This window comes from Pseudomonas sp. Marseille-Q0931 (genome assembly GCF_940789645.1).
In the GTDB taxonomy this organism is placed as follows: Bacteria; Pseudomonadota; Gammaproteobacteria; order Pseudomonadales; family Pseudomonadaceae; genus Aquipseudomonas.
Genome location: NZ_CALNWT010000003.1, coordinates 266,805 through 286,882, shown reverse-complemented (window position 1 = coordinate 286,882; position 20,078 = coordinate 266,805). Strand labels below are relative to the sequence as shown.

The window sequence follows — 20,078 nt, the reverse complement described above, 5'->3', positions numbered from 1 at the left end:
TGCGACTGACCGTCTTGGTCGCCGTCAGGGAGGGTGCGGGATACGAGCGGGAGGGGGATCTTCAACCTGGCGCTTGTCCTGTCAGCCCATCTGACGGGACAGCACGCCCCGGTCAAATGAGCGACTGTTTCTTGGATTTCTTGGCAACGACGACGCACGCGCACTGGCAGGTCATGGAACCTGGGAGCAGTGCTTGGTGGTCGAAGGTGGCGTACATGCAGGGCAGCCCGTTGCCTGAATCGTCCGGCGATGGTGCTTGGACGCTGGCGCGGCTGTCAAGCGGCCCCGGCGGTAATATCTGGAAGCATTCGGTTAGCTGCCGGGCCAATGGCCGAGGCCTACACTCGGCGAGATTTCCTCAGGAGAATGCGCGATGAATACCCGTGGCTTACTCGATCAACTGCTCAAATCCGGTCAGGACCTGCTGCAACAGAAAGGCGCTGGCGGAGCCTCTTCCGGGCTGGGTGGCACGCTGGGTGGCCTGCTCGGCGGTGGCGCGGGCAAGAGCGGCGGCAGTGACCTCGGCTCGATGCTCAAGGGCGCCGGTGGCGGCGCTGCGCTGGCCATGCTGCTGGGCAACAAGCGGGTGCGCAAGGTCGGCGGCAAGGTGGCGGTCTATGGCGGCCTGGCCGCGCTTGGCGTGCTGGCCTACAAGGCCTACGGCAACTGGCAGGCGCAACAGGCCCAGCAGGGCGGGGCGCAGCCGGTCGAGCCGCAGACGCTCGATCGCCTGCCGGCGCCGCAGGCCGAGCAGCACAGCCACGCCATTCTCAAGGCCCTGGTGGCGGCGGCCAAGGCCGATGGCCATGTCGATGATCGCGAGCGTCAGCTGATCGAAGAGGAACTGGGCAAGCTGGCGCAGGACGCCGAGTTGCAGGCCTGGCTGCACACCGAACTGAACAAGCCGCTGGACCCGGCCGATGTCGCGCGTGCTGCCACCACGCCGGAAATGGCCGCGGAAATGTACCTGGCCAGCGTGCTGATGGTGGACGAGGAGCACTTCATGGAGCGTGCCTACCTCGAAGAGCTGGCGCGCCAGCTGCAGTTGCCGCCGGCGCTCAAGAGCGAGCTGGAGGCACAGGTGCGGGTCGAGTTGCAGCGCGTTTAGACGAAAAGATCATTCATTCTCGCGCTCGGCTTGTTTTAGGCTGAAGGCCAACGACAAGAACGACACGCGAGGATGCCCATGTCGCAAGCGCCACTGGATGCCTATGACTACCTGATCGTCGGCGCCGGCCCGGCCGGCTGCCTGCTGGCCAATCGGCTGTCTGCCGACCCGGGCGTCAGCGTACTGCTGATCGAGGCAGGCGGGCGCGACAACTATCCCTGGATTCATATCCCGGTCGGCTATCTCTACTGCATCGGCAACCCGCGTACCGACTGGTGCTACAGCACCGAGGCCGACCCCGGCCTGCACGGTCGCAGTCTCAAGTACCCGCGTGGGCGCGTGCTCGGCGGCTGTTCCTCGATCAACGGCATGATCTACATGCGCGGCCAGGCCGCTGATTACGACGCCTGGGCGGCGGCAGGCAATGTCGGTTGGGCCTGGCGCGACGTGCTGCCGCTGTTCAAACGCGCGCAAAATCACTTTGCCGGCGCCAGCGACCTGCATGGCGGCGACGGCGAGTGGCGGGTCGAGCGCCAGCGCCTGTCCTGGGAAATTCTCGAAGCCTTTCGAGCAGCGGCGGCGCAGAGCGGCATCGCCAGCGTCGATGACTTCAATGGCGGCGACAACGAAGGCTGCAGCTACTTCCAGGTCAACCAGAAACGCGGCGTGCGCTGGAATGCGTCCAAGGCGTTTCTACGTGACATACGCCGGCGCGCCAATCTGCACGTGCTGACCGGTGCCGAAGCCGAGCGCCTGGAATTGGAGGACGGCCGCGCCAGCACCTTGCATCTGCGTTGGCAGGGCCAGGTCGTGCGGGTCAGGGCGCGCCGTGAGATCGTGCTATGCGCAGGCGCCATCGGCTCGCCGGCCTTGCTGCAGCGTTCCGGCATTGGCCCCCGGCCGCTGCTCGAGCGCCTTGGCATCGGCGTGAAGCATGAACTGCCGGGCGTCGGCGAGAACCTGCAGGATCACCTGCAACTGCGCCTGATCTACCGGGTCGAGGGGGTGAAGACCCTCAATCGCATCGTCGCCACGCCTTGGGGCAAGCTGGGCATGGGCCTGGAATACCTGCTCAAGCGCAGTGGGCCGCTGTCCATGGCGCCCAGCCAGTTGGGCGCTTTCGCCAAATCCGACCCCGGCCAGGCGCGCGCCAATCTGCAATACCACGTGCAACCCTTGTCGCTGGAGCGCTTTGGCGAGCCCCTGCACGATTTCCCGGCGTTCACGGCCTCGGTGTGCAACCTGCGCCCGCACAGCCGTGGTCGCGTCGCCATCAACTCGGTGGATGCTGCCGTCGCACCAATGATCCAGCCCAACTACCTGAGTGACGAGCGCGACCTGCATGTGGCGGCCGACGCCATTCGCTTGACTAGGCGCATCGTCGCTGCGCCTGCTCTAGCCGGCTACCGGCCGCAGGAGTACAAGCCCGGGCCGCAGTACCAGAGCGAGGCGGACCTGCAGCGCGCTGCGGGCGAGATCGGCACCACCATCTTCCATCCGGTGGGCACCTGCGCGATGGGGCAGGGGCATGGCGCGGTGGTCGATGCCCGATTGCGCGTGCACGGTATCGCCGGCTTGCGGGTGGTCGATGCGTCGATCATGCCGACCATCGTCTCGGGCAATACCTGCTCGCCGGTGCTGATGATCGCGGAGAAGGCTGCGCTGATGATCAAGGAGGATGCGCTGAGGTCATGAGGTCTCGGTCGACTCGTCCTGGAACCGGGCGTGGTTGCGCCCGTCCTGTTTGGCCCGATTCAGGGCCTGATCGGCTAGATCCAGAGCGCTGCCGAGATCTTCGTGATCCAAAGGCCAGACTGCGCCCCCGATGCTGCACGAAATACTGACGAGAGCGGTTTCCAGACTGACCGGTTGGCGCACGGTGATCAAGGTGCGTTCGGCAATATGCTGCGCCTGCGTGCGAGCCTCTCGCTCGGGCACCTGCAGCACCATGAGAAATTCGTCTCCGCCCAGGCGTGCCACCATGTCGCCGTCGCGCAGGCCGCGGCGCAGGCGTTGGGCTACCTCGCGCAACAGGTGGTCACCCAAGGCCGTGTCGTGCACCTCGTTGATCGCCGTGAAATCGTCCAGATCCAGGTAGAGCAATGCCAGGCAACTGCCTTGCTGCGTGCTGAGCTGCTGCGCCTGCAGTAAGCATTTCTCCAGGGCCAGACGGTTTGGCAGCCCGGTCAGCGGGTCCTGGTGTGCGAGGTTCTCCATGGCGACGAGTGCGCGCTTCTGCAGGGTCAGGCGTTCTACCAGTTTGCGAATCGACTGGCTCAGCTGGGCGATTTCACGGCTCCCGTGCAGCTCGGGAATCTCGCTGATCTGGCCGGCGCTGAGGCGATCGGCGGCCTCGACGATGTCGTGCAGCGGGCGGGTGTAGTGGCCGCTGAGCGTCCAGCCGGCCAGGGCGAATACCACGGCCAGGCCGCCACCCCACATCAGGATGGTCAGCATCAGCGAGCGTGCCGGGGCGTAGGCGAGTTCGAGGTCCTGGCGCGCTACCACCGTCCAGCCCAAACCGGGGTAGTCCTGATAGCCCTGGCTGAGAGTCATGCCGGTCAGATATTCGGTGCCGTCCGGCCAGCGCTGCACGGCCCACTGGCTGGCCCCAGGACGCAGACCTTCCAGGGCAGGCAACTGCAGCGACTGGCCGATCATTTCCCTTGGACCAAGGAGGATGCTGCGGTCCTTGCCAATGATGAAGAACTCGACGTTGCGGCGTTTCTGTATGGGAGCCAAGATTGCCTGGCGCACTTCGTCGGCCCAGCGCCATGACAGGTGCGACGCGAGTACAGCTACAGGCTTGCCGCGGTCGGCGCTCATCGGCAAGCTGATATCGACGAATTTCATCGCCTCGCCAGTGGGGTTGGGTAGCAATTTTGCCAGCAACACCGCTTCGTGTACGTCACCGATGAACAGTCCTTTCTGCGCCTCCATATAGACCGGTCGCTGGGCGATGCTGGCACCTTCCAGCACACCATTGCTGGACGCCACCACGGTGCCCTGTGCGTCGGTGAGGCCAATCCAGGCGAAGCTGGGAACCTCCCTCTGCAGGTTGTCGAGCAGGTGCCTGACCTGTTTCGGGTCCTGCGGCTCACGCAAGGTCTGCAGGCTGGCCAGTACCCTTAGCATGGCGGCGCGCCCGGCCATGTCGCGATCTAGGCGATCGACCATGGTGTAGGTCTGCTCAGCCATATCCCGACCTACCTCTTTGCGAATCTGCTCGCTGCTGTATTCGCCTATCAGTGTGCCCAGCAGCCAGGTAAGTGCGGCCACAAGCAGGGCGATGATCAGGGCGAAGCGGCTGCGTAGACTGTGCGAGAAGGGCATGGATGGGGCTCCGAGATTGCCATTCTTATGAAACTTTGGGCGCAAGTATAGTTCGCCCTTAGAGCTGAGTTATGCGACCTGCGGGCCGTGACAGGCTGCCAGCGGAGCTGCGTTTGGGTATAATCGCCGGCTTTTCCGTCCGATTTGCCGCGAGCGCCGACTACCATGGAAATCAATCCGATCCTCAACGCCATCAAGGACCTGTCCGAACGTACCCAGTCAATTCGGGGGTATCTTTGACTACGATCACAAGCATGATCGTCTGGTCGAAGTAAACCGCGAGCTGGAAGACGCCAGCGTCTGGAACAAGCCCGAGTACGCCCAAGCCCTGGGCCGTGAGCGCGCCATGCTGGCGCAGATCGTCGAAACCATCGACGACCTCACCGGCAGCCTGGCCGATTCCAAGGATCTGCTGGAAATGGCTGCCGAAGAGAACGACGAAGGCGCGGTCAGCGACATCGTCGCCGAAGTCGAGCGCCTGCGCGAAATTCTTGAAAAGCTGGAATTCCGCCGCATGTTCAGCGGCGAGATGGACCCGAACAACTGCTACCTGGATATCCAGGCCGGTTCCGGCGGCACCGAGGCCCAGGACTGGGCCAACATCCTGCTGCGCATGTACCTGCGCTGGGCCGACAAGCGCGGCTTCAGTGCCGAGATCGTCGAGCTGTCCGAGGGTGAAGTCGCCGGCATCAAGGGCGCCACCGTGCACATCAAGGGCGAGTACGCCTTCGGCTGGCTGCGTACCGAGATCGGCGTGCACCGCTTGGTGCGCAAGAGCCCGTTCGACTCCGGTGCGCGTCGTCACACCTCGTTCTCGGCGGTGTTCGTCTCCCCCGAAATCGACGACAAGGTGGACATCGAGATCAACCCGTCCGACCTGCGCATCGACACCTACCGCTCCTCCGGCGCCGGTGGTCAGCACGTAAACACCACCGACTCGGCGGTGCGTATCACCCACGTGCCGACCAACACCGTGGTCGCGTGTCAGAACGAACGCTCCCAGCACGCCAACAAGGACACCGCCATGAAGATGCTGCGGGCCAAGTTGTACGAGCTGGAGATGCAAAAGCGCAACGCTGCCTCGCAGGCGCTGGAAGACAGCAAGTCCGATATCGGCTGGGGTCATCAGATCCGCTCCTACGTGCTCGATGACTCGCGCATCAAGGACCTGCGTACCGGCGTCGAGCGTAGTGACTGCCAGAAAGTCCTCGATGGCGACCTCGACGGCTACCTCGAGGCCAGCCTCAAGCAGGGCCTGTAAGCCTTACCCTGTAGGAGCCAGCTTGCTGGCGATCACGCTCTCGAAGCGCATCGCCAGCAAGCTGGCTCCTACCAAACCCCCATTTGCATATACACGCCAGGCAGATAAAACGACCATGAGCGACCAACAACTCGACCACAACGAACTGCAACAGGAAGAAAACAAGCTGATTGCCCAGCGCAAGGAAAAGCTTGCTGCCGTCCGTGAGCAGGGCATTGCCTTCCCCAATGATTTCCGCCGCGACCGCCTGTGCGCCGACCTGCAGAAACAGTACGAGGGCAAGAGCAAGGAAGAGCTGGAAGCCGCCGCCATCCCGGTCAAGGTGGCCGGGCGCATCATGCTCAACCGTGGCGCCTTCATGGTCATCCAGGATACGTCCGGGCGCCTGCAGGTCTACGTCAACCGCAAGACCTTGCCGGCCGAGCAGCTGGAAGCGGTCAAGCACTTCGACCTGGGCGACATCATCGCTGCCGAGGGTACCCTGGCCCGCTCGGGCAAGGGCGACCTGTACGTCGACATGCAGAACGTGCGCCTGCTGACCAAGTCGCTGCGCCCGCTGCCGGACAAGCACCATGGCCTGACCGACACCGAGCAGCGCTACCGCCAGCGCTATGTCGACCTGATCGTCAACGAGGAAGTGCGCCACACCTTCCGCGTACGTTCGCAGGTGATCGCGCACATCCGTCGTTTCCTCAACGAGCGCGGTTTCCTCGAAGTGGAAACCCCGATGCTGCAGACCATCCCCGGCGGCGCTGCGGCCAAGCCGTTCGAGACCCACCACAACGCGCTGGACATGGCCATGTTCCTGCGTATCGCCCCGGAGCTGTATCTCAAGCGTCTGGTGGTCGGCGGCTTCGAGAAAGTGTTCGAGATCAACCGCAACTTCCGTAACGAAGGCGTCTCGACCCGGCACAACCCCGAGTTCACCATGCTCGAGTTCTACCAGGCCTATGCCGACTACCGCGACAACATGGATCTGACCGAGGAGCTGTTCCGCGAGCTGGCCCTGGCCGTGCTGGGCAGCACCGACGTGCCCTATGGCGACAAGGTATTCCACTTCGGCGAGCCGTTCGTGCGCCTGTCGGTGTACGACTCCATCCTCAAGTACAACCCGGACATCACCGAGGCTGACCTCAACGACGTCGAGAAGGCCCGCGCCATTGCCAAGAAGGCCGGCGCCAAGGTGCTCGGCCACGAAGGCCTGGGCAAGCTGCAGGTGATGATTTTCGAAGAGCTGGTGGAGAGCAAGCTGGAGCAGCCGCACTTCATCACCGAGTATCCGTTCGAAGTGTCGCCACTGGCGCGTCGCAACGACGACAATCCCAACGTCACCGACCGCTTCGAGCTGTTCATCGGTGGTCGTGAGATCGCCAACGCCTACTCCGAGCTCAATGACGCCGAAGATCAGGCCGAGCGTTTCCTCGCCCAGGTGGCCGAGAAGGACGCCGGTGACGACGAAGCCATGCACTATGACGCCGACTTCGTCCGCGCCCTGGAGTACGGCATGCCGCCGACGGCTGGTGAAGGCATCGGTATCGACCGCCTGGTGATGCTGCTGACCAACTCACCGTCGATCCGCGACGTCATCCTGTTCCCGCATATGCGTCCGCAGGCTTGATGCCAGACAGAAAGCCGCCTTCGGGCGGCTTTTTGCTACTTGTCGTTGCACTTTTCACGTCGATTTCACCGCTCGCCCGGGCTGTAAGCGAAACGGAGCCTTTTGCTTGCCTGTCCAAGCCATTACTCTCCCTGTCATAACTAGAACCTAGAGGGTCGACCCATCTTGAGCTCCGTGCCCGCGTCCCCGAATGCCACCCAGGCAGCCAATGCCGTCGCCGAAAGCGTCCAGTACCAGGGCCGCAAGGCCAGTCGTCAGGGCAGCGAGCAGCGCCGCCAGGCGATTCTCGATGCCGCCATGCGCATCATCGTGCGCGATGGCGTGCGCGCCGTGCGCCATCGCGCTGTGGCGGCCGAGGCGCAGGTACCCTTGTCGGCCACGACCTACTATTTCAAGGACATCGATGACCTGATCACCGATACCTTCGCCCAGTTCGTCGAGCGCAGCGCCGCGCAGATGGCGGCATTCTGGGCCGGTACCCAGGGTGTGCTGGAGGAGATGGTCGGGCGCCTGGATGGCAGCGAGCAGGCGCGTCGGCAATTGGCTGACGAAATTGCCGCTCTGGCGGTGCAGTACGTGCAGCGTCAGTTGCGTGAGCGTCGTGATCACCTGATCGCCGAGCAGGCATTCCAGCAGGAAGCCTTGCTCAATCCACGACTGCGCGAGCTGGTGCGAGCGCACCGGCAGATCCTGCAGCAGGGGGTCACCCACTTCTTCGAGGTACTGGGCTCGCGCCAGCCTGAACAGGATGCCGTGCTGTTGACGGCCGCCATCGTGCGGATGGAGTATCAGGGCCTGCTAGACGGTGTAGAGCACCTGGACAGCCAAGGAATGCTGGCCATCCTTAAACGCTACATGAATCTGGTTCTGGGGTTGTAAACCGTCGATCATCGGGTCGAACGGCCTTCACAAGGAGAGCGTAATGAAAGCCTGGCGCGCATTGGTCGCCCTGTCCTTCCTGCTGTTGAGTGGTTGCCTGGTCACCTTCAAGGACCCGATTCCGGCCAACGAGGCTGCCCCGATACCTCTGCTGGGCGAATGGACCCGGCAGGACGAGTGGGGTGACCAGCTATTTCTGGAGATCACCCGTGCCGGCTCCAACCTCTACCTGGCGCGTATCTACGAAGGCAGCGCGGACAACGAAAGCAGCTTCGAGGAGTTCGGTTTCACCGTCGCTCATCATGGCCGCCGCTGGTACCTCTCGGCGGGCCTGCCGAAGAGCCTGGGGGCCAACTTCGCCATTGCCGGTTTCGAGTTGACCAAGGACAACGAGCTGGTGCTGTACAACCTCGACACCGACCGCATTCTCCAGGATATGGAAAAGGGCCTGCTGGAAGGGCAGACCGTTTCCATGCCCGAAGCGGACGGCGCATTGATCACCAGCCCGCTGGACAAGGTGTTCGCTTACCTCGACGACCCGGCCAATGCCGACCTGTTCGTCGAGGTGGCGCGTTATCAGCGGGCCGCCGAGTAGGAACTGCAATGAACAGCCAGCAGAAACTGGACGACTATCAGCTCTGTATCCGCGCCCTCAGTGACCGCATCGTCGAAGCACAAACGCCCATCCGTGTACTCGATGCGGTGAAGTGGGACGACGGCATCCGTGACGGTTTTCTCAAGGCCAAGGGCAAGCAGCCGCCGGCCGTCGATCGCGACTACTACCTGAGTCGGCCGCTGGCCTTCGATGCCGCCGCGAAGAAACTGGAATTCCAGAACATCGAGCGCGACATCACCCGTCAACTCGGCCAGTTCAACCCGGTCGGGCAGATCATGCGGCGCATGTGCAAGGAATACCGCATGGTCATCCGCATGCTCGAGGCGCGTGGCACCGAGGACTTCGGTCTGATCAGCCAGGAGCTGTATGGCGCTGCCTCCGACGCCTTTCATGCCGGTGATCCGACCCTGGCCGACCTCGGCCTGATGCTCTCGGACTACCTCAACAACATCGCTGCGCGTGGTGACCTCGAAGACGAGGCCAAGACCCTCGGTGCCAGTGATGCGGTGAACATCCTGCAGCAGCGCCTGGCCGGGGTGTTCGGCGACGACACCATTCGCGTGTTCGAGTCCGACGGCATCCTTGCCGACGCGGCCGCTGGCGCCGACTACATCAAGATCCGCAGCGATGCGCGTTTCAACGAGCGCGACGTCAAGGCGCTGGAAGTGCATGAAGGCCTGGTGCATGTCGGCACCACGCTCAACGGCCTCAACCAGCCGATCTGCACCTTCCTGGCCAAGGGCCCACCCTCATCGACGGTGACCCAGGAAGGCCTGGCCATTCTCATGGAAGTGATCGCCTTCGCCTCCTACCCGACCCGCCTGCGCAAGCTGACCAACCGCACCCGCGCCATCCACATGGCCGAGGAAGGCGCCGATTTTCTCGAGGTATTCGAGTTCTTCCGCGAGCAGGGCTACGGCCTGGAAGGCGGCTACAGCAACGCCAGCCGGGTGTTCCGCGGCTCGCTGCCGACGGGCCTGCCGTTCACCAAGGACCTGTCGTACCTCAAGGGCTTCATCCTGATCTACAACTACATCCAGCTGGCGGTGCGCAAAGGCAAGCTGGAGCAGATTCCGCTGCTGTTCTGCGGCAAGACCACCCTGGAGGACATGCGCACCCTGCGCAAACTGGTGGACGAGGGCCTGGTGCAGCCGCCCAAGTATCTGCCGCCGCAGTTTCAGGACATGAACGCGCTGTCGGCCTGGATGTGCTTCTCCAACTTCCTCAACCATCTGAGCCTGGATCGCATCGAAGCGGACTACGCCAATATTCTGTGAGAGCTGAAAGCCGAATTGTTGTGGATCAATGGTTCCGATTCCATTGATCGCACTTCGAGTTGGCAGAAGCTGCCGAGGGTTGGGTGAGAAACTGGCTTTATGGCACTATCGCTCAAATAGCAACCGATCAGAGATCCGGGAATGAAGGCAAAGGGATGGATTTTGTGGGGTGTAGGTATTGCTGTATGTGTAACTATTGCGCTTACAGTATTGAAGCCTATGGTTGGGAGGTATCAGGCCCGACTAGCTGAGCAAGAAAGAACAAAAAGCGAGGCTGCCAAAGCTGCAGTCGCAGCTGCAAGACTGGAAGAAATTCGAAGTTACTCGGAAAAAGATATAAATAAAATAATAAGTCGAGGGAGTGTTGATGAGGTAAAAGAGATTTTCGAGGCTGGCGTATGCAGTGACTGCTCTCAGTATATTAATTATGCCTTGAGCTATGACAGGTATTTTAGCTCAGAGATTATAGAGGTTATTTTAAATAATTCTGCAGAGCTGAAGGGGCATGTATTCAGTAAGGCCCTAGATGCTAAGAGATACGATGTGGCAAAAACGATTTTGCTATCGGGAAAAGAGAATTTATCTGACTGTAGGTTGGAGTTTCTCAAAGTAGCGAGCAGTGAGAGGCTGTCAGAGGATGATGCAATTCAGATGATTGATGCGATGAGAAACCACAAGGGTTATCACTGCATGGAACCAGAAATCCTTAATGGCTTTATAAAGCAGCGCAAACTAAAAGTCGTTTCATGGCTTATGGCCGGCGGAACAAAAGCGGGGAAGGACGCTCTTTGGAGTTATGTGTATGGTGAGAATACTTCTGTGGAGTTATTTAACAGTTTGCTCCATGATGGCGCCGATATTAATCATAAGTCACGGGAAGGACTGACTCCGCTTGAGTGGGTGTTAATCTGGCATCATATGGCGGATGATAGAGTTGATATGTGGCTGAAGGCTGGAGCTAAGCTGGACGAATCTCAGCTTATGCAGACTAAGCAGAAGCTAAGAAACGCTGAAAGAGCACATTGCTTAGAGTTGAATGAAAAATGGATGCGCGGGGTCACCAAAGGGCTGCGTGGCGAAGAAGTTCCCTACAGCGAAGATAGGCCCGTGCCTGGTTATTGCAACAAGTACCTGAATTAAAGGCTCCCAGCGAGCCTTGGTGTTGGCGAGGCTCGTTAAGGAAACCGTTATGGCCATGCATCGATCCGAGCAGGGGGGGCTGGCTGCTAGGCTGCGGGCGCTGCTGCTTGGCCTTGTCCTGCTCGGCCTGGTCGGCTGCAGCGGCCTGCTGTTCTATCCGGAACCGGGGTTGCCGTTCACCCCCGCGCGGGCCGATCTGGAGTACCGCGACATCCACCTGAGCGCCGCCGATGGCACGCGTCTGCATGCCTGGTGGTTGCCGGCCAAGGCCGGCGTGCAGGTCAAGGGCACGGTGCTGCATCTGCATGGCAATGGCGGCAACCTAGCCTGGCACCTGGGCGGCGTTCACTGGCTGCCGGAACAGGGCTATCAGGTGCTGATGCTGGATTATCGCGGCTACGGTCTGTCCGAAGGCAAGCCGCGGCTGCCGGAGGTCTATCAGGATATCGATGCGGCCTTTGCCTGGCTCGATCAGGCGCCGCAGGTGCAGGGCGCGCCGCTTTTCCTGCTCGGGCAGAGCCTCGGTGGTGCGTTGGCCGTACATTATCTGGCCGAGCATCCCGAGCGCCAATCGACCTTGCAGGCCATCGCACTGGACGGTGTGCCGGCCAGTTATCGCGACGTCGCCCGCCATGCGCTGAGCAAGTCCTGGTTGACCTGGCCGCTGCAGGTGCCGCTGTCCTGGCTGGTGCCGGACGGCGACAGCGCGATTCACAGCATCGATCGACTCGCAGGCGCGCCCTTGCTGATCTATCACAGTGTTGACGACGCGATCGTGCCGCTTTCCAATGGCCAGCGTTTGTATCAAGCTGCGCGCCCGCCACGCGCCTTTCAGGCGACCCGTGGCCCGCACGTGCAAACCTTTGCCGAGCCCGCCTGGCGTCAGTCGCTACTGGCGTTCTTCGTCGCGCCGCAGGCCTACGTCGAACGCCTGGGACCGGCTACCGAATCCGCAACAGAGAGTCCGCAATGACCGAACGCAATCCCATTCCACTGATCCTCACCGGCGTCGCCAGCATCGTCGGCACCGTCGGCGTCCTCTGGTACTACGGCTACGTGCATTTCGCCAAACCGGAAGATGCCTTGCTGCTGTCCGACTTCACCATGCTCAAGACCATCCCCGGCGAGGACTACAAGGTTTCACTGAAACCGGCCGATCAGGTGGCGCAATGCATCGACGGCGTAGTGGTGCTGTTCGACCTGCAGCAGAAGGGGCTGACCGGCGTGCTGGTGGATAACAGGAAGCAGGCCGTGCGTTGCATGGGCCAGGAGACTCCGCAGTTGGAGCAGTAAGGTCAGCAACCAAAAAGAAACCCGCCATCAGGCGGGTTTCTTCATTGCAGCGGTGTGATCAGGCGCCAGCAGAGGAGCGCGGTGCCACCGGCTGGTTGTCGTTGGAGATGGTCACCTCCACGCGACGGTTCTGCGCACGACCGGAATCGCTGGCGTTGTCCGCAACCGGATACTCCTTGCCGTAGCCCTGAGCGACGATGCGCGTCGGTTCTACGCCGGCGCGAATCAGCGCACGACGCACGGACTCGGCGCGACGCTCGGACAGGCCCTGGTTGTAGCTGGCCGAGCCGACGCTATCGGTGTAGCCCTCGACGATCACTTGGCGCTCCGGGTTTTCCTGGAGAAAGCGCGCCAGTTGCGTGACGTTGGGCAGCGCGCTGCTCTTGAGTTCGGCCTTGTTGAAGTCGAACAGAACGTCACCGAAGGTCACCAGCGTGCCGCGTTCGGTCTGCTTGGCGTTGAGGCTGTCCTGCAGCTTGCGGATCTGCGCATCGCGGGCATCGAGTAGGGCCTTGGCACGTTGCGCGGAGCTGTTCTTCAGCTCGGCTTCAGCAGTGCGCAGGGCGATGGTCTGCTTGGCCACCTCGACACGCTTGTTGGTCAGGTAGGCCAGTTGGTCGACCTTCTTCTCGTCTTCCTTGTCCATGTAGGCTTTGTCGGCCTTGTTCAGCCATTCCTGGGCTTCCTTGGTCTCCAGTGCGGCCACCTTGGTCGCCTGCGGATCGCTCTGCAGCGAGGAGAAGTTGCTACGCGCCGACTCCAGGTTGGCGTTGGGCTGGTGCGAGCAGGCGGCGAGGCCAACGCTCAGGGCCAGAAGGGCGGGGATCATCACGTGTTTACGCATGGCGTTCATCCTTTGATCTTTCAGCGAATGGGTGGGTGGCAAGGCGCTCATTGAGCGTTTCGCATGCCTTCCTCACGCAGCTCCTCGACACCCTTGCGGGCGTCCTGCACGGCTTGCTCGGCCTTGGCGGCCTGGGCCTTGCGCTCGGCGACGCGGGCGTCCCATTCGGCCTGTTCGGCCAGGCGGCGGGCCTTGTCATACTCTTTCTCGTGCATGGCCAGCTCGGCTTCCTTGAGCTTGTCCTGCGCAGACTTCATTTCCACTGCAGCGAACTCGGTACCGCCAGCGCTGATCGCCGAGTTGACGGCAGACTGCGTCACGGCATATTGCTCGGTCGGTGGGTTACCGGCGCAGCCGGCGAGTACCAGGCTACTGCCCAGCACCAGTGCAGCCAGTTTGATCCCCTGCAGGCGGCTGCGTGGGGCTTTATCGGTATGGGTCTTCATGGTGGCTAACTCCATTTGAAACACTCCTATGAATGACGATATCCGTGGCAAATGACCCAACGTGCTATGCGTCCGCCAAGGCCGTTGGCGACGCTGGCTTGCCACGAGGGGCCTGCAGTTGGGACCTGAACTTTTCTTGAATGGTTCAGAAAAAAAGACAGCCTACTTATGATTTCAGGCATGACCATTTAGTCAGGTATTGAAAGCTCTACGCCCGCCCCCTAAGACCGAGAGCACGTGCAAAAAAGATTCATCTCCCCTTGTAGTTCGTGGGCGTCGATAGGTTTTTTTCAGGCCGAACACGGCCGCAGCGAGCGCTCCGCCGAAGCCGGGCAGCCTGCTGCCGTTGTTGCCTAGAAGCGTTTCGGTAACGGCGCTTCCATGGCCTAAGTACGCGAATTTGAACGTTATATCGAACGAGCGCTCAGTGGCTTGTGCCCTTGGCCGACTCATTGAGCTGGCGCAGGTACTTGCGCGACAGCGCCAGAAAGCGCGGTGTCGGCCCGACGTCCTCGTAGAGAGGGTCGCCCTGTTCATCCAGCGCTACCACCTTGTTGCCCTTTACATAGGGCAGGCTGGCTTCCAGCTCTTCCAGTGCCGCGCCAATCAGTTCGCCGAGCAATTCTTCGCTGTGGTGCTTGGGGTACATCTCGGTGAGCGCCGCCAGGCGTGCGGCCGATTCGACATCCAGATGGATGTGGTAGCGGGTCGGGGTCAGGTGCCCCTTGGCATTCTGTTCCCAATGTTTTGCCAGTTCGCGAATTCTCATGTCGTCGCTCCTTACGGGGGCGCAGGCAATGCCGGTTGGACATTCCTCTGCGCCTGTCAACAAGCCTAGACCCAGCACTCAGCCCCACTTGGGTGCAGGTCGCACCCTTGTAAGAAGTTGGCGCGCTGGGCACTCTGTTGACAATGGTCAGCAGAAGGAGTGCGACATGGCGGAAATAGATGCGCGCCTGCGTGAAGAGGTGCACCTGCTCGGCGAGCTGCTCGGGCATACCATCAGCACCCAGTTGGGCGACGAGTTTCTCGACAAGATCGAGCGCATACGCAAGGCGGCCAAGGCCGGTCGCAGCGGCACCGATGCGGATGTCGAGCAGTTGACCAGCACCCTGGGCGACCTCGGTGACGACGAGTTGTTACCCGTGGCGCGGGCGTTCAACCAGTTCCTCAATCTGGCCAATATCGCCGAGCAGCAGCATCGTGTGCGCCGCCGCCGCGCGGGCGAAGCCGAACCTTTCGAGCTGCGTGTGCTGGACGAGTTGCTCGAGCGTCTGCTCGCCGAGGGACAAAGCAGCGACGAGCTGGCGCGCCAGCTTGGGCGTCTGGACATCGAACTGGTACTGACTGCGCACCCCACTGAAGTGGCGCGGCGTACCCTGATTCAGAAATACGATGCCATCGCCGCACAGCTCACGGCACTGGATCACAGCGATCTGTCGCCGGCAGAGCGCGAGCGCATCGTCGAACGCCTGCAACGGTTGATCGCCGAGGCCTGGCACACCGAGGAAATCCGCCGCAGTCGGCCCAGTCCGGTGGACGAAGCCAAGTGGGGCTTTGCCGTCATCGAGCATTCGCTGTGGCAGGCCGTGCCGCAGTTCCTGCGTCGTGCCGACCGCAGCCTTGAGGCCGCCACCGGCCTGCGCCTGCCGCTGGAGGCCGCGCCGATTCGTTTCGCCTCGTGGATGGGCGGTGACCGCGACGGCAACCCCAATGTCACGGCGCGGGTAACGCGCGAGGTGCTGCTGCTGGCACGCTGGATGGCGGCCGATCTGTACCTGCGCGATGTCGATCACCTGGCGGCCGAGCTGTCCATGCAGCAGGCCAGCGATGAGCTGCGCGCGCAGGTGGGCGACAGCGCCGAACCATACCGCGCACTGCTCAAGCATCTGCGCGAACGCCTGCGCGAGACGCGCAGCTGGGCGCAGCAGGCGCTGACCGTCGATATCGCTGCGGGGCCTTCGGTGTTGCAGGACAACCGCGATCTGCTGGCGCCGCTGCAGCTATGCTACCAGTCGCTGCATCAGTGCGGCATGGGCGTGGTCGCCGACGGCCCGTTGCTCGATTGCCTGCGCCGGGCCGCGACCTTCGGTCTGTTCCTGGTGCGGCTCGACGTGCGTCAGGACTCCGCCCTGCACGCTGCGGCGCTGTCGGAAATCACCGATTACCTCGGCCTTGGTCGCTACACCGACTGGGACGAAGAGGCGCGCCTGGGTTTCCTCCAACGTGAACTGGACAGCCGCCGGCCGTTGCTGCCGAGCGACTATCGCCCTTCGGCCGATACCGCCGAGGTCCTCGCCACCTGCCGTGAGGTGGCTGCTGCTCCCGCTGCCTCGCTGGGCTCCTACGTGATCTCCATGGCCGGCGCCGCTTCCGACGTGCTGGCAGTGCAACTGCTGCTGAAGGAGGCCGGGTTGCGCCGGCCGATGCGCGTGGTGCCACTGTTTGAAACCCTGGCCGACCTCGACCACGCCGGGCCGGTGATGGATCGTCTGCTCGGCTTGCCCGGCTATCGCGCGCGCCTGCATGGCCCGCAGGAAGTGATGATCGGTTATTCCGATTCGGCCAAGGATGCCGGTACCACCGCCGCTGCCTGGGCTCAGTACCGTGCGCAGGAGGAGCTGGTGCGCCTGTGCCGCGAGCATCAGGTCGAGTTGCTCCTGTTCCACGGTCGCGGTGGCACCGTCGGGCGTGGGGGTGGCCCGGCCCATGCGGCCATTCTGTCGCAACCGCCGGGCTCGGTGGCGGGACGCTTCCGGACCACCGAACAGGGCGAGATGATCCGCTTCAAGTTCGGCCTGCCGGATATCGCCGAGCAGAACCTCAACCTCTATCTCGCTGCCGTGCTGGAAGCCACGCTGCTGCCGCCGCCTGCGCCGCAGCCGAGCTGGCGGGCGATGATGGATCGCCTCGCCGATGTGGGTGTGAAGGCCTACCGCGGCGTGGTGCGCGAGCATCCGCAGTTCGTCGAGTATTTCCGCCAGGCCACACCGGAGCAGGAACTGGGCCGGCTGCCGCTGGGCAGTCGCCCGGCCAAGCGGCGTGAGGGCGGCGTTGAGAGCCTACGTGCGATCCCGTGGATCTTCGCCTGGACCCAGACGCGACTGATGCTGCCGGCCTGGCTCGGCTGGGAGCAGGCGTTGGGGCAGGCGCTGGCGGGTGGTGATGCCGAACTGCTGAAGGACATGCGCGAGCACTGGCCGTTCTTCCGCACGCGCATCGATATGTTGGAGATGGTGCTGACCAAGGCCGACGCCAGCATTGCCGCGCTGTATGACGAGCGCTTGGTCGAACCCGCGCTGCAACCGTTGGGTGCGCAGTTACGCGACCTATTGTCGCAGGCCTGTGCCGCCGTACTGGAATTGACCGGTCAGTCGCACCTGCTCGCGCACAACCCGGAAACCCTCGAATCGATCAGCGTACGCAATACCTATCTCGACCCGCTGCACCTGCTGCAGGCCGAGCTGCTGGCGCGCTGCCGCCAGCGCGAGCAGGTGCCGGAGAGCCCGCTGGAGCAGGCCTTGCTGGTCAGTGTTGCCGGTATCGCAGCGGGCTTGCGCAACACCGGCTAAGGGATGCAGTGCGCTGGCGCAAAGGTGTGCGGCCAGCGCCGTGTACGGGGTGCAGGCCGCCGTGAGGAGGGTTTTTATCCGACTTTTGGCGGCTTGTGCGCCTGGGGTGCGCTGTGTATCTTGAGCAGCCTTTTTGGCCGCTGCGGCTGCCGCACAACATTCAAGAGATTGGCCCCACGAGGCGAGTCCGACCGATTACTACATAACTCTTGAGGAGCACATCGATGCGCGTGATTCTGCTGGGGGCGCCCGGTGCCGGCAAAGGTACCCAGGCTCGCTACATCACCGAGAAGTTCGGCATTCCGCAAATCTCCACTGGCGACATGCTGCGCGCAGCGGTCAAGGCTGGCACCGAGCTCGGCCTGAAAGCCAAGAGCGTAATGGATGCTGGCGGTCTGGTCTCCGATGACCTGATCATCAACCTGGTCAAGGAGCGCATCGCTCAAGACGATTGCGCCAATGGCTTTCTGTTCGACGGTTTCCCGCGCACCATTCCGCAAGCCGAAGCGCTGCGCGATGCCGGCGTAGCCCTGGATCACGTGGTGGAAATCGCCGTCGACGACGAGGAAATCGTCAAGCGTCTGTCCGGCCGTCGTGTACACCCGGCTTCCGGGCGCGTCTACCACACCGAATACAACCCGCCGAAGGTTGCCGGCAAGGACGACCTGACCGGTGAGGAGCTGGTCCAGCGCGAAGACGACAAGGAAGAGACCGTGCGTCATCGCCTGTCCGTCTACCACTCGCAGACCAAGCCGCTGGTGGACTTCTACCAGAAGCTTTCCGCCGCCACCGGTACGCCGAAGTGCAGCCACATTCCGGGCGTCGGCAGCGTCGAAGAAATCACCGCGAAGACCCTGGCCGCTCTGGACTGAGTCCACGCCGCCAGCCGTTATCGCACCAAGGCCTCGAAAGGGGCCTTGGTCGTTTATGGAACACGAATACGTTGTGGTCGCTCTCAAGCATGGCCCCGAGTGACGGGTCGGCTAGTATCGATGGTGCAAGCCTCCGGCCTGCGTCGGGGCCTGTCGATAACCTATAAGGAAGAGGGCATTAAATGACCGAGAAACGCATTTGGCTGGGCCTTGCGGTATCGTTGTTGACCACTCCGCTGGTATTTGCCGAGATCGCCGCGCAGAGCAAGACCGACTGTTCGGTCGCGGAATTCACCATGGGCTTGCGCTTTCAGCAGCAGTCCGCGGAGGTCCAGGCGCTGCAGTTGCAGGCCTACAACATCGCAACAGAGAGGCTCGACAAGGCCGTAGCGGTGGCGAAGGATCCTTCCAAGCTGGCCATCGTCACCGACCTTGATGAAACCGTGATCGACAACAGCGCACTGCTGGCACGCGACCTGGCCAACTGTCATCAATACGATGCCTGGGATACCTGGCTGCCCTGGGAACGCGACGGCACGCCGGAGCTGATCCCCGGTGCGAAGAAATTCCTCGAGCATGCCGACAAGCTCGGCGTGACCATCCGCTACATCTCCGACCGTGCCGACGAGCAGAAGAAATACACCCTGGCCACCCTGACCAAGCTGGGCCTGCCGCAGGTGTCGGAAGACAGCGTGCTGCTGCTCGGCCCGCCCAAGGTCGAACGCCGCGCCATCGTCAGCGCCGATCAGCAGATCGTCATGCTGCTGGGCGACACGCTGCACGATTTCGATGCACGCTTTCGCAAGACGCCGCTCGACGCACAGCGCAAGACCGTTGCTGACGAGGCTGAAAAGTGGGGTGTGGAGTGGATCGTATTCCCCAACGCCAGCTATGGCACCTGGTCCGAAGCGCCGCTCAAAGGCTGGGACGCCGAGCCTGTGGTCGAGCCCTGGTAAGACCGCGCTGATCGCCACCGGTCGCTCGGCTCAGGCCGGGCGCCGTCATGGCGCTGGAAAAAAACTCGTCGAGCCGGTCTAATGCCGGCTCTTTTTTCTTCAGCCGTCCGAATGCAATGACCACTCTCCTGGCCCTGGATACCGCCACCGAAGCTTGCTCCGTCGCGCTGCTGCATGACGGTCGTGTGCTCAGTTATTATGAAGTCGCCCCGCGTCTGCATGCGCAGCGCCTGTTGCCGATGATCCAGCAGCTGCTGGGCGATGCCGGCATCGCGGCTTCGGCGCTGGATGCCATCGCCTTCGGTCGTGGCCCCGGTGCCTTCACCGGCGTGCGCATCGCCATCGGCGTGGTACAGGGCCTGGCCTTCGCACTGGAGCGGCCGGTGTTGCCGGTCTCCAACCTGGCCGTGCTGGCCCAGCGCGCGCTGCGAGAGCAGGGCGTGACCCAGGTCGCCGCGGCGATCGATGCGCGCATGGATGAGGTCTACTGGGGCTGTTATCGCGCCGAGGCAGGCGAGATGCGTTTGCTCGGCCAGGAGGCGGTGTTGCCGCCGGAACAGGCCGAGGCGCCACTCGGCAGCGATGGTGAATGGTACGGTGCCGGTACGGGGTGGGGCACCTTTGCCACGCGTATCGCCCTCAAGCCCGCGAGCATGGACGGCAGCATGCTGCCGCATGCCGAAGACCTGCTGAACCTGGCGCGTTTCGCCTGGGCGCGCGGCGAGGCTGTGCCGGCCGATCAGGCGCAGCCGGTTTACCTGCGTGACCAGGTCGTCACACCGAAAGCACCACCGGTATGACAGCTTGTCGGATGCTTGGCGTCAAAAACCGCTTGGTAATTGCCAAGACCGGTACTCGCCGTT

Annotated in this window: 18 protein-coding genes; 14 read left to right on the top strand and 4 right to left on the bottom strand. The window is 62.6% G+C overall.

Translation table 11 applies throughout. From position 1 onward, the window contains the following. The first annotated feature begins 373 nt into the window (after nucleotides 1-373). Together P3C50_RS10245 and P3C50_RS10240 are read left to right on the top strand one after the other, a co-directional pair. Complete coding sequence (locus tag P3C50_RS10245; protein ID WP_197856289.1) at nucleotides 374-1,108, top strand: tellurite resistance TerB family protein; 735 nt, start codon at nucleotides 374-376, stop codon at nucleotides 1,106-1,108. 78 nt (nucleotides 1,109-1,186) lie between these two features. Continuing rightward, entirely contained in the window at nucleotides 1,187-2,803 is a 1,617-nt protein-coding gene (locus P3C50_RS10240; protein ID WP_275545918.1) for a GMC family oxidoreductase, read from the top strand. Here P3C50_RS10240 and P3C50_RS10235 read toward each other — a convergent pair. Further along, nucleotides 2,798-4,441, bottom strand: a complete 1,644-nt coding sequence (locus tag P3C50_RS10235; protein WP_275545917.1) for a diguanylate cyclase domain-containing protein — start codon at nucleotides 4,439-4,441, stop codon at nucleotides 2,798-2,800. The genes P3C50_RS10240 and P3C50_RS10235 overlap by 6 nt on opposite strands. Before the next feature lie 165 nt (nucleotides 4,442-4,606). Between P3C50_RS10235 and prfB the strand changes: the two genes are divergently transcribed. From prfB to P3C50_RS10195, 8 genes are all read left to right on the top strand, one after another. Beyond that, a protein-coding gene (gene prfB, locus P3C50_RS10230) for a peptide chain release factor 2 (protein WP_275545916.1) occupies nucleotides 4,607-5,702 on the top strand; the annotation gives its coding sequence in 2 pieces (ribosomal slippage) (nucleotides 4,607-4,678 and nucleotides 4,680-5,702; 1,095 coding nt in all). A gap of 115 nt (nucleotides 5,703-5,817) precedes the next feature. Then, nucleotides 5,818-7,320, top strand: coding sequence for a lysine--tRNA ligase (gene lysS, locus P3C50_RS10225; protein WP_017675106.1), 1,503 nt, complete (start codon nucleotides 5,818-5,820; stop codon nucleotides 7,318-7,320). A gap of 165 nt (nucleotides 7,321-7,485) precedes the next feature. Then, nucleotides 7,486-8,199, top strand: coding sequence for a TetR/AcrR family transcriptional regulator (locus tag P3C50_RS10220; protein WP_021490309.1), 714 nt, complete (start codon nucleotides 7,486-7,488; stop codon nucleotides 8,197-8,199). A gap of 43 nt (nucleotides 8,200-8,242) precedes the next feature. Continuing rightward, complete coding sequence (locus P3C50_RS10215) at nucleotides 8,243-8,794, top strand: hypothetical protein (protein WP_017675104.1); 552 nt, start codon at nucleotides 8,243-8,245, stop codon at nucleotides 8,792-8,794. Between the two features lie 8 nt (nucleotides 8,795-8,802). Further along, nucleotides 8,803-10,092 carry a flavohemoglobin expression-modulating QEGLA motif protein gene (locus P3C50_RS10210; protein WP_017675103.1) on the top strand — a complete coding sequence of 430 codons (1,290 nt, stop codon included), beginning with the start codon at nucleotides 8,803-8,805 and terminating at the stop codon, nucleotides 10,090-10,092. 141 nt (nucleotides 10,093-10,233) lie between these two features. Further along, nucleotides 10,234-11,232, top strand: a complete 999-nt coding sequence (locus P3C50_RS10205; RefSeq protein WP_156886313.1) for a hypothetical protein — start codon at nucleotides 10,234-10,236, stop codon at nucleotides 11,230-11,232. Between the two features lie 55 nt (nucleotides 11,233-11,287). Further along, on the top strand, nucleotides 11,288-12,205 hold the full coding sequence (locus tag P3C50_RS10200) for an alpha/beta hydrolase (protein WP_275546052.1): 918 nt from the start codon (nucleotides 11,288-11,290) through the stop codon (nucleotides 12,203-12,205). Beyond that, a complete protein-coding gene (locus P3C50_RS10195) occupies nucleotides 12,202-12,525 on the top strand; it encodes a hypothetical protein (RefSeq protein WP_197856280.1) in 324 nt (107 codons plus the stop codon). Before P3C50_RS10200 ends, P3C50_RS10195 begins: the two co-directional genes overlap by 4 nt. Before the next feature lie 58 nt (nucleotides 12,526-12,583). Here the strand turns inward: P3C50_RS10195 and P3C50_RS10190 are convergent, their stop codons facing one another. The 3 genes from P3C50_RS10190 to P3C50_RS10180 all read right to left on the bottom strand — a co-directional run bounded on the left by P3C50_RS10190 (nucleotide 12,584) and on the right by P3C50_RS10180 (nucleotide 14,584). After that, nucleotides 12,584-13,369, bottom strand: coding sequence for an OmpA family protein (locus P3C50_RS10190; RefSeq protein ID WP_275545915.1), 786 nt, complete (start codon nucleotides 13,367-13,369; stop codon nucleotides 12,584-12,586). 47 nt (nucleotides 13,370-13,416) lie between these two features. Beyond that, on the bottom strand, nucleotides 13,417-13,830 hold the full coding sequence (locus tag P3C50_RS10185; RefSeq protein ID WP_197856278.1) for a DUF4398 domain-containing protein: 414 nt from the start codon (nucleotides 13,828-13,830) through the stop codon (nucleotides 13,417-13,419). Nucleotides 13,831-14,239: 409 nt separating this feature from the next. Then, nucleotides 14,240-14,584, bottom strand: a complete 345-nt coding sequence (locus tag P3C50_RS10180) for a pilin assembly protein (protein ID WP_275545914.1) — start codon at nucleotides 14,582-14,584, stop codon at nucleotides 14,240-14,242. Nucleotides 14,585-14,750: 166 nt separating this feature from the next. Between P3C50_RS10180 and ppc the strand changes: the two genes are divergently transcribed. From ppc to tsaB, 4 genes are all read left to right on the top strand, one after another. Then, a complete protein-coding gene (gene ppc / locus P3C50_RS10175) occupies nucleotides 14,751-17,387 on the top strand; it encodes a phosphoenolpyruvate carboxylase (protein WP_275545913.1) in 2,637 nt (878 codons plus the stop codon). Between the two features lie 224 nt (nucleotides 17,388-17,611). After that, nucleotides 17,612-18,259, top strand: a complete 648-nt coding sequence (adk, locus tag P3C50_RS10170) for an adenylate kinase (protein ID WP_017362788.1) — start codon at nucleotides 17,612-17,614, stop codon at nucleotides 18,257-18,259. Between the two features lie 182 nt (nucleotides 18,260-18,441). Beyond that, the gene (locus P3C50_RS10165) at nucleotides 18,442-19,215 is read left to right on the top strand and encodes a 5'-nucleotidase, lipoprotein e(P4) family (RefSeq protein WP_275545912.1); all 774 of its coding nucleotides are present in this window, start codon (nucleotides 18,442-18,444) and stop codon (nucleotides 19,213-19,215) included. 116 nt (nucleotides 19,216-19,331) lie between these two features. Beyond that, complete coding sequence (tsaB, locus tag P3C50_RS10160) at nucleotides 19,332-20,015, top strand: tRNA (adenosine(37)-N6)-threonylcarbamoyltransferase complex dimerization subunit type 1 TsaB (protein ID WP_275545911.1); 684 nt, start codon at nucleotides 19,332-19,334, stop codon at nucleotides 20,013-20,015. The last annotated feature ends 63 nt before the right edge of the window (nucleotides 20,016-20,078 follow it).

Excerpts from the sequence above, each read along its gene's own strand:
- P3C50_RS10245 (WP_197856289.1), top strand. The coding sequence starts at position 374 with ATGAATACCCGTGGCTTACTCGATCAACTGCTCAAATCCGGTCAGGAC.
- P3C50_RS10240 (WP_275545918.1), top strand. The coding sequence starts at position 1,187 with ATGTCGCAAGCGCCACTGGATGCCTATGACTACCTGATCGTCGGCGCC.
- P3C50_RS10235 (WP_275545917.1), bottom strand. The coding sequence starts at position 4,441 with ATGCCCTTCTCGCACAGTCTACGCAGCCGCTTCGCCCTGATCATCGCC.
- lysS (WP_017675106.1), top strand. The coding sequence starts at position 5,818 with ATGAGCGACCAACAACTCGACCACAACGAACTGCAACAGGAAGAAAAC.
- P3C50_RS10215 (WP_017675104.1), top strand. The coding sequence starts at position 8,243 with ATGAAAGCCTGGCGCGCATTGGTCGCCCTGTCCTTCCTGCTGTTGAGT.
- P3C50_RS10210 (WP_017675103.1), top strand. The coding sequence starts at position 8,803 with ATGAACAGCCAGCAGAAACTGGACGACTATCAGCTCTGTATCCGCGCC.
- P3C50_RS10205 (WP_156886313.1), top strand. The coding sequence starts at position 10,234 with ATGAAGGCAAAGGGATGGATTTTGTGGGGTGTAGGTATTGCTGTATGT.
- P3C50_RS10200 (WP_275546052.1), top strand. The coding sequence starts at position 11,288 with ATGCATCGATCCGAGCAGGGGGGGCTGGCTGCTAGGCTGCGGGCGCTG.
- P3C50_RS10195 (WP_197856280.1), top strand. The coding sequence starts at position 12,202 with ATGACCGAACGCAATCCCATTCCACTGATCCTCACCGGCGTCGCCAGC.
- P3C50_RS10190 (WP_275545915.1), bottom strand. The coding sequence starts at position 13,369 with ATGCGTAAACACGTGATGATCCCCGCCCTTCTGGCCCTGAGCGTTGGC.
- P3C50_RS10185 (WP_197856278.1), bottom strand. The coding sequence starts at position 13,830 with ATGGAGTTAGCCACCATGAAGACCCATACCGATAAAGCCCCACGCAGC.
- P3C50_RS10180 (WP_275545914.1), bottom strand. The coding sequence starts at position 14,584 with ATGAGAATTCGCGAACTGGCAAAACATTGGGAACAGAATGCCAAGGGG.
- ppc (WP_275545913.1), top strand. The coding sequence starts at position 14,751 with ATGGCGGAAATAGATGCGCGCCTGCGTGAAGAGGTGCACCTGCTCGGC.
- adk (WP_017362788.1), top strand. The coding sequence starts at position 17,612 with ATGCGCGTGATTCTGCTGGGGGCGCCCGGTGCCGGCAAAGGTACCCAG.
- P3C50_RS10165 (WP_275545912.1), top strand. The coding sequence starts at position 18,442 with ATGACCGAGAAACGCATTTGGCTGGGCCTTGCGGTATCGTTGTTGACC.
- tsaB (WP_275545911.1), top strand. The coding sequence starts at position 19,332 with ATGACCACTCTCCTGGCCCTGGATACCGCCACCGAAGCTTGCTCCGTC.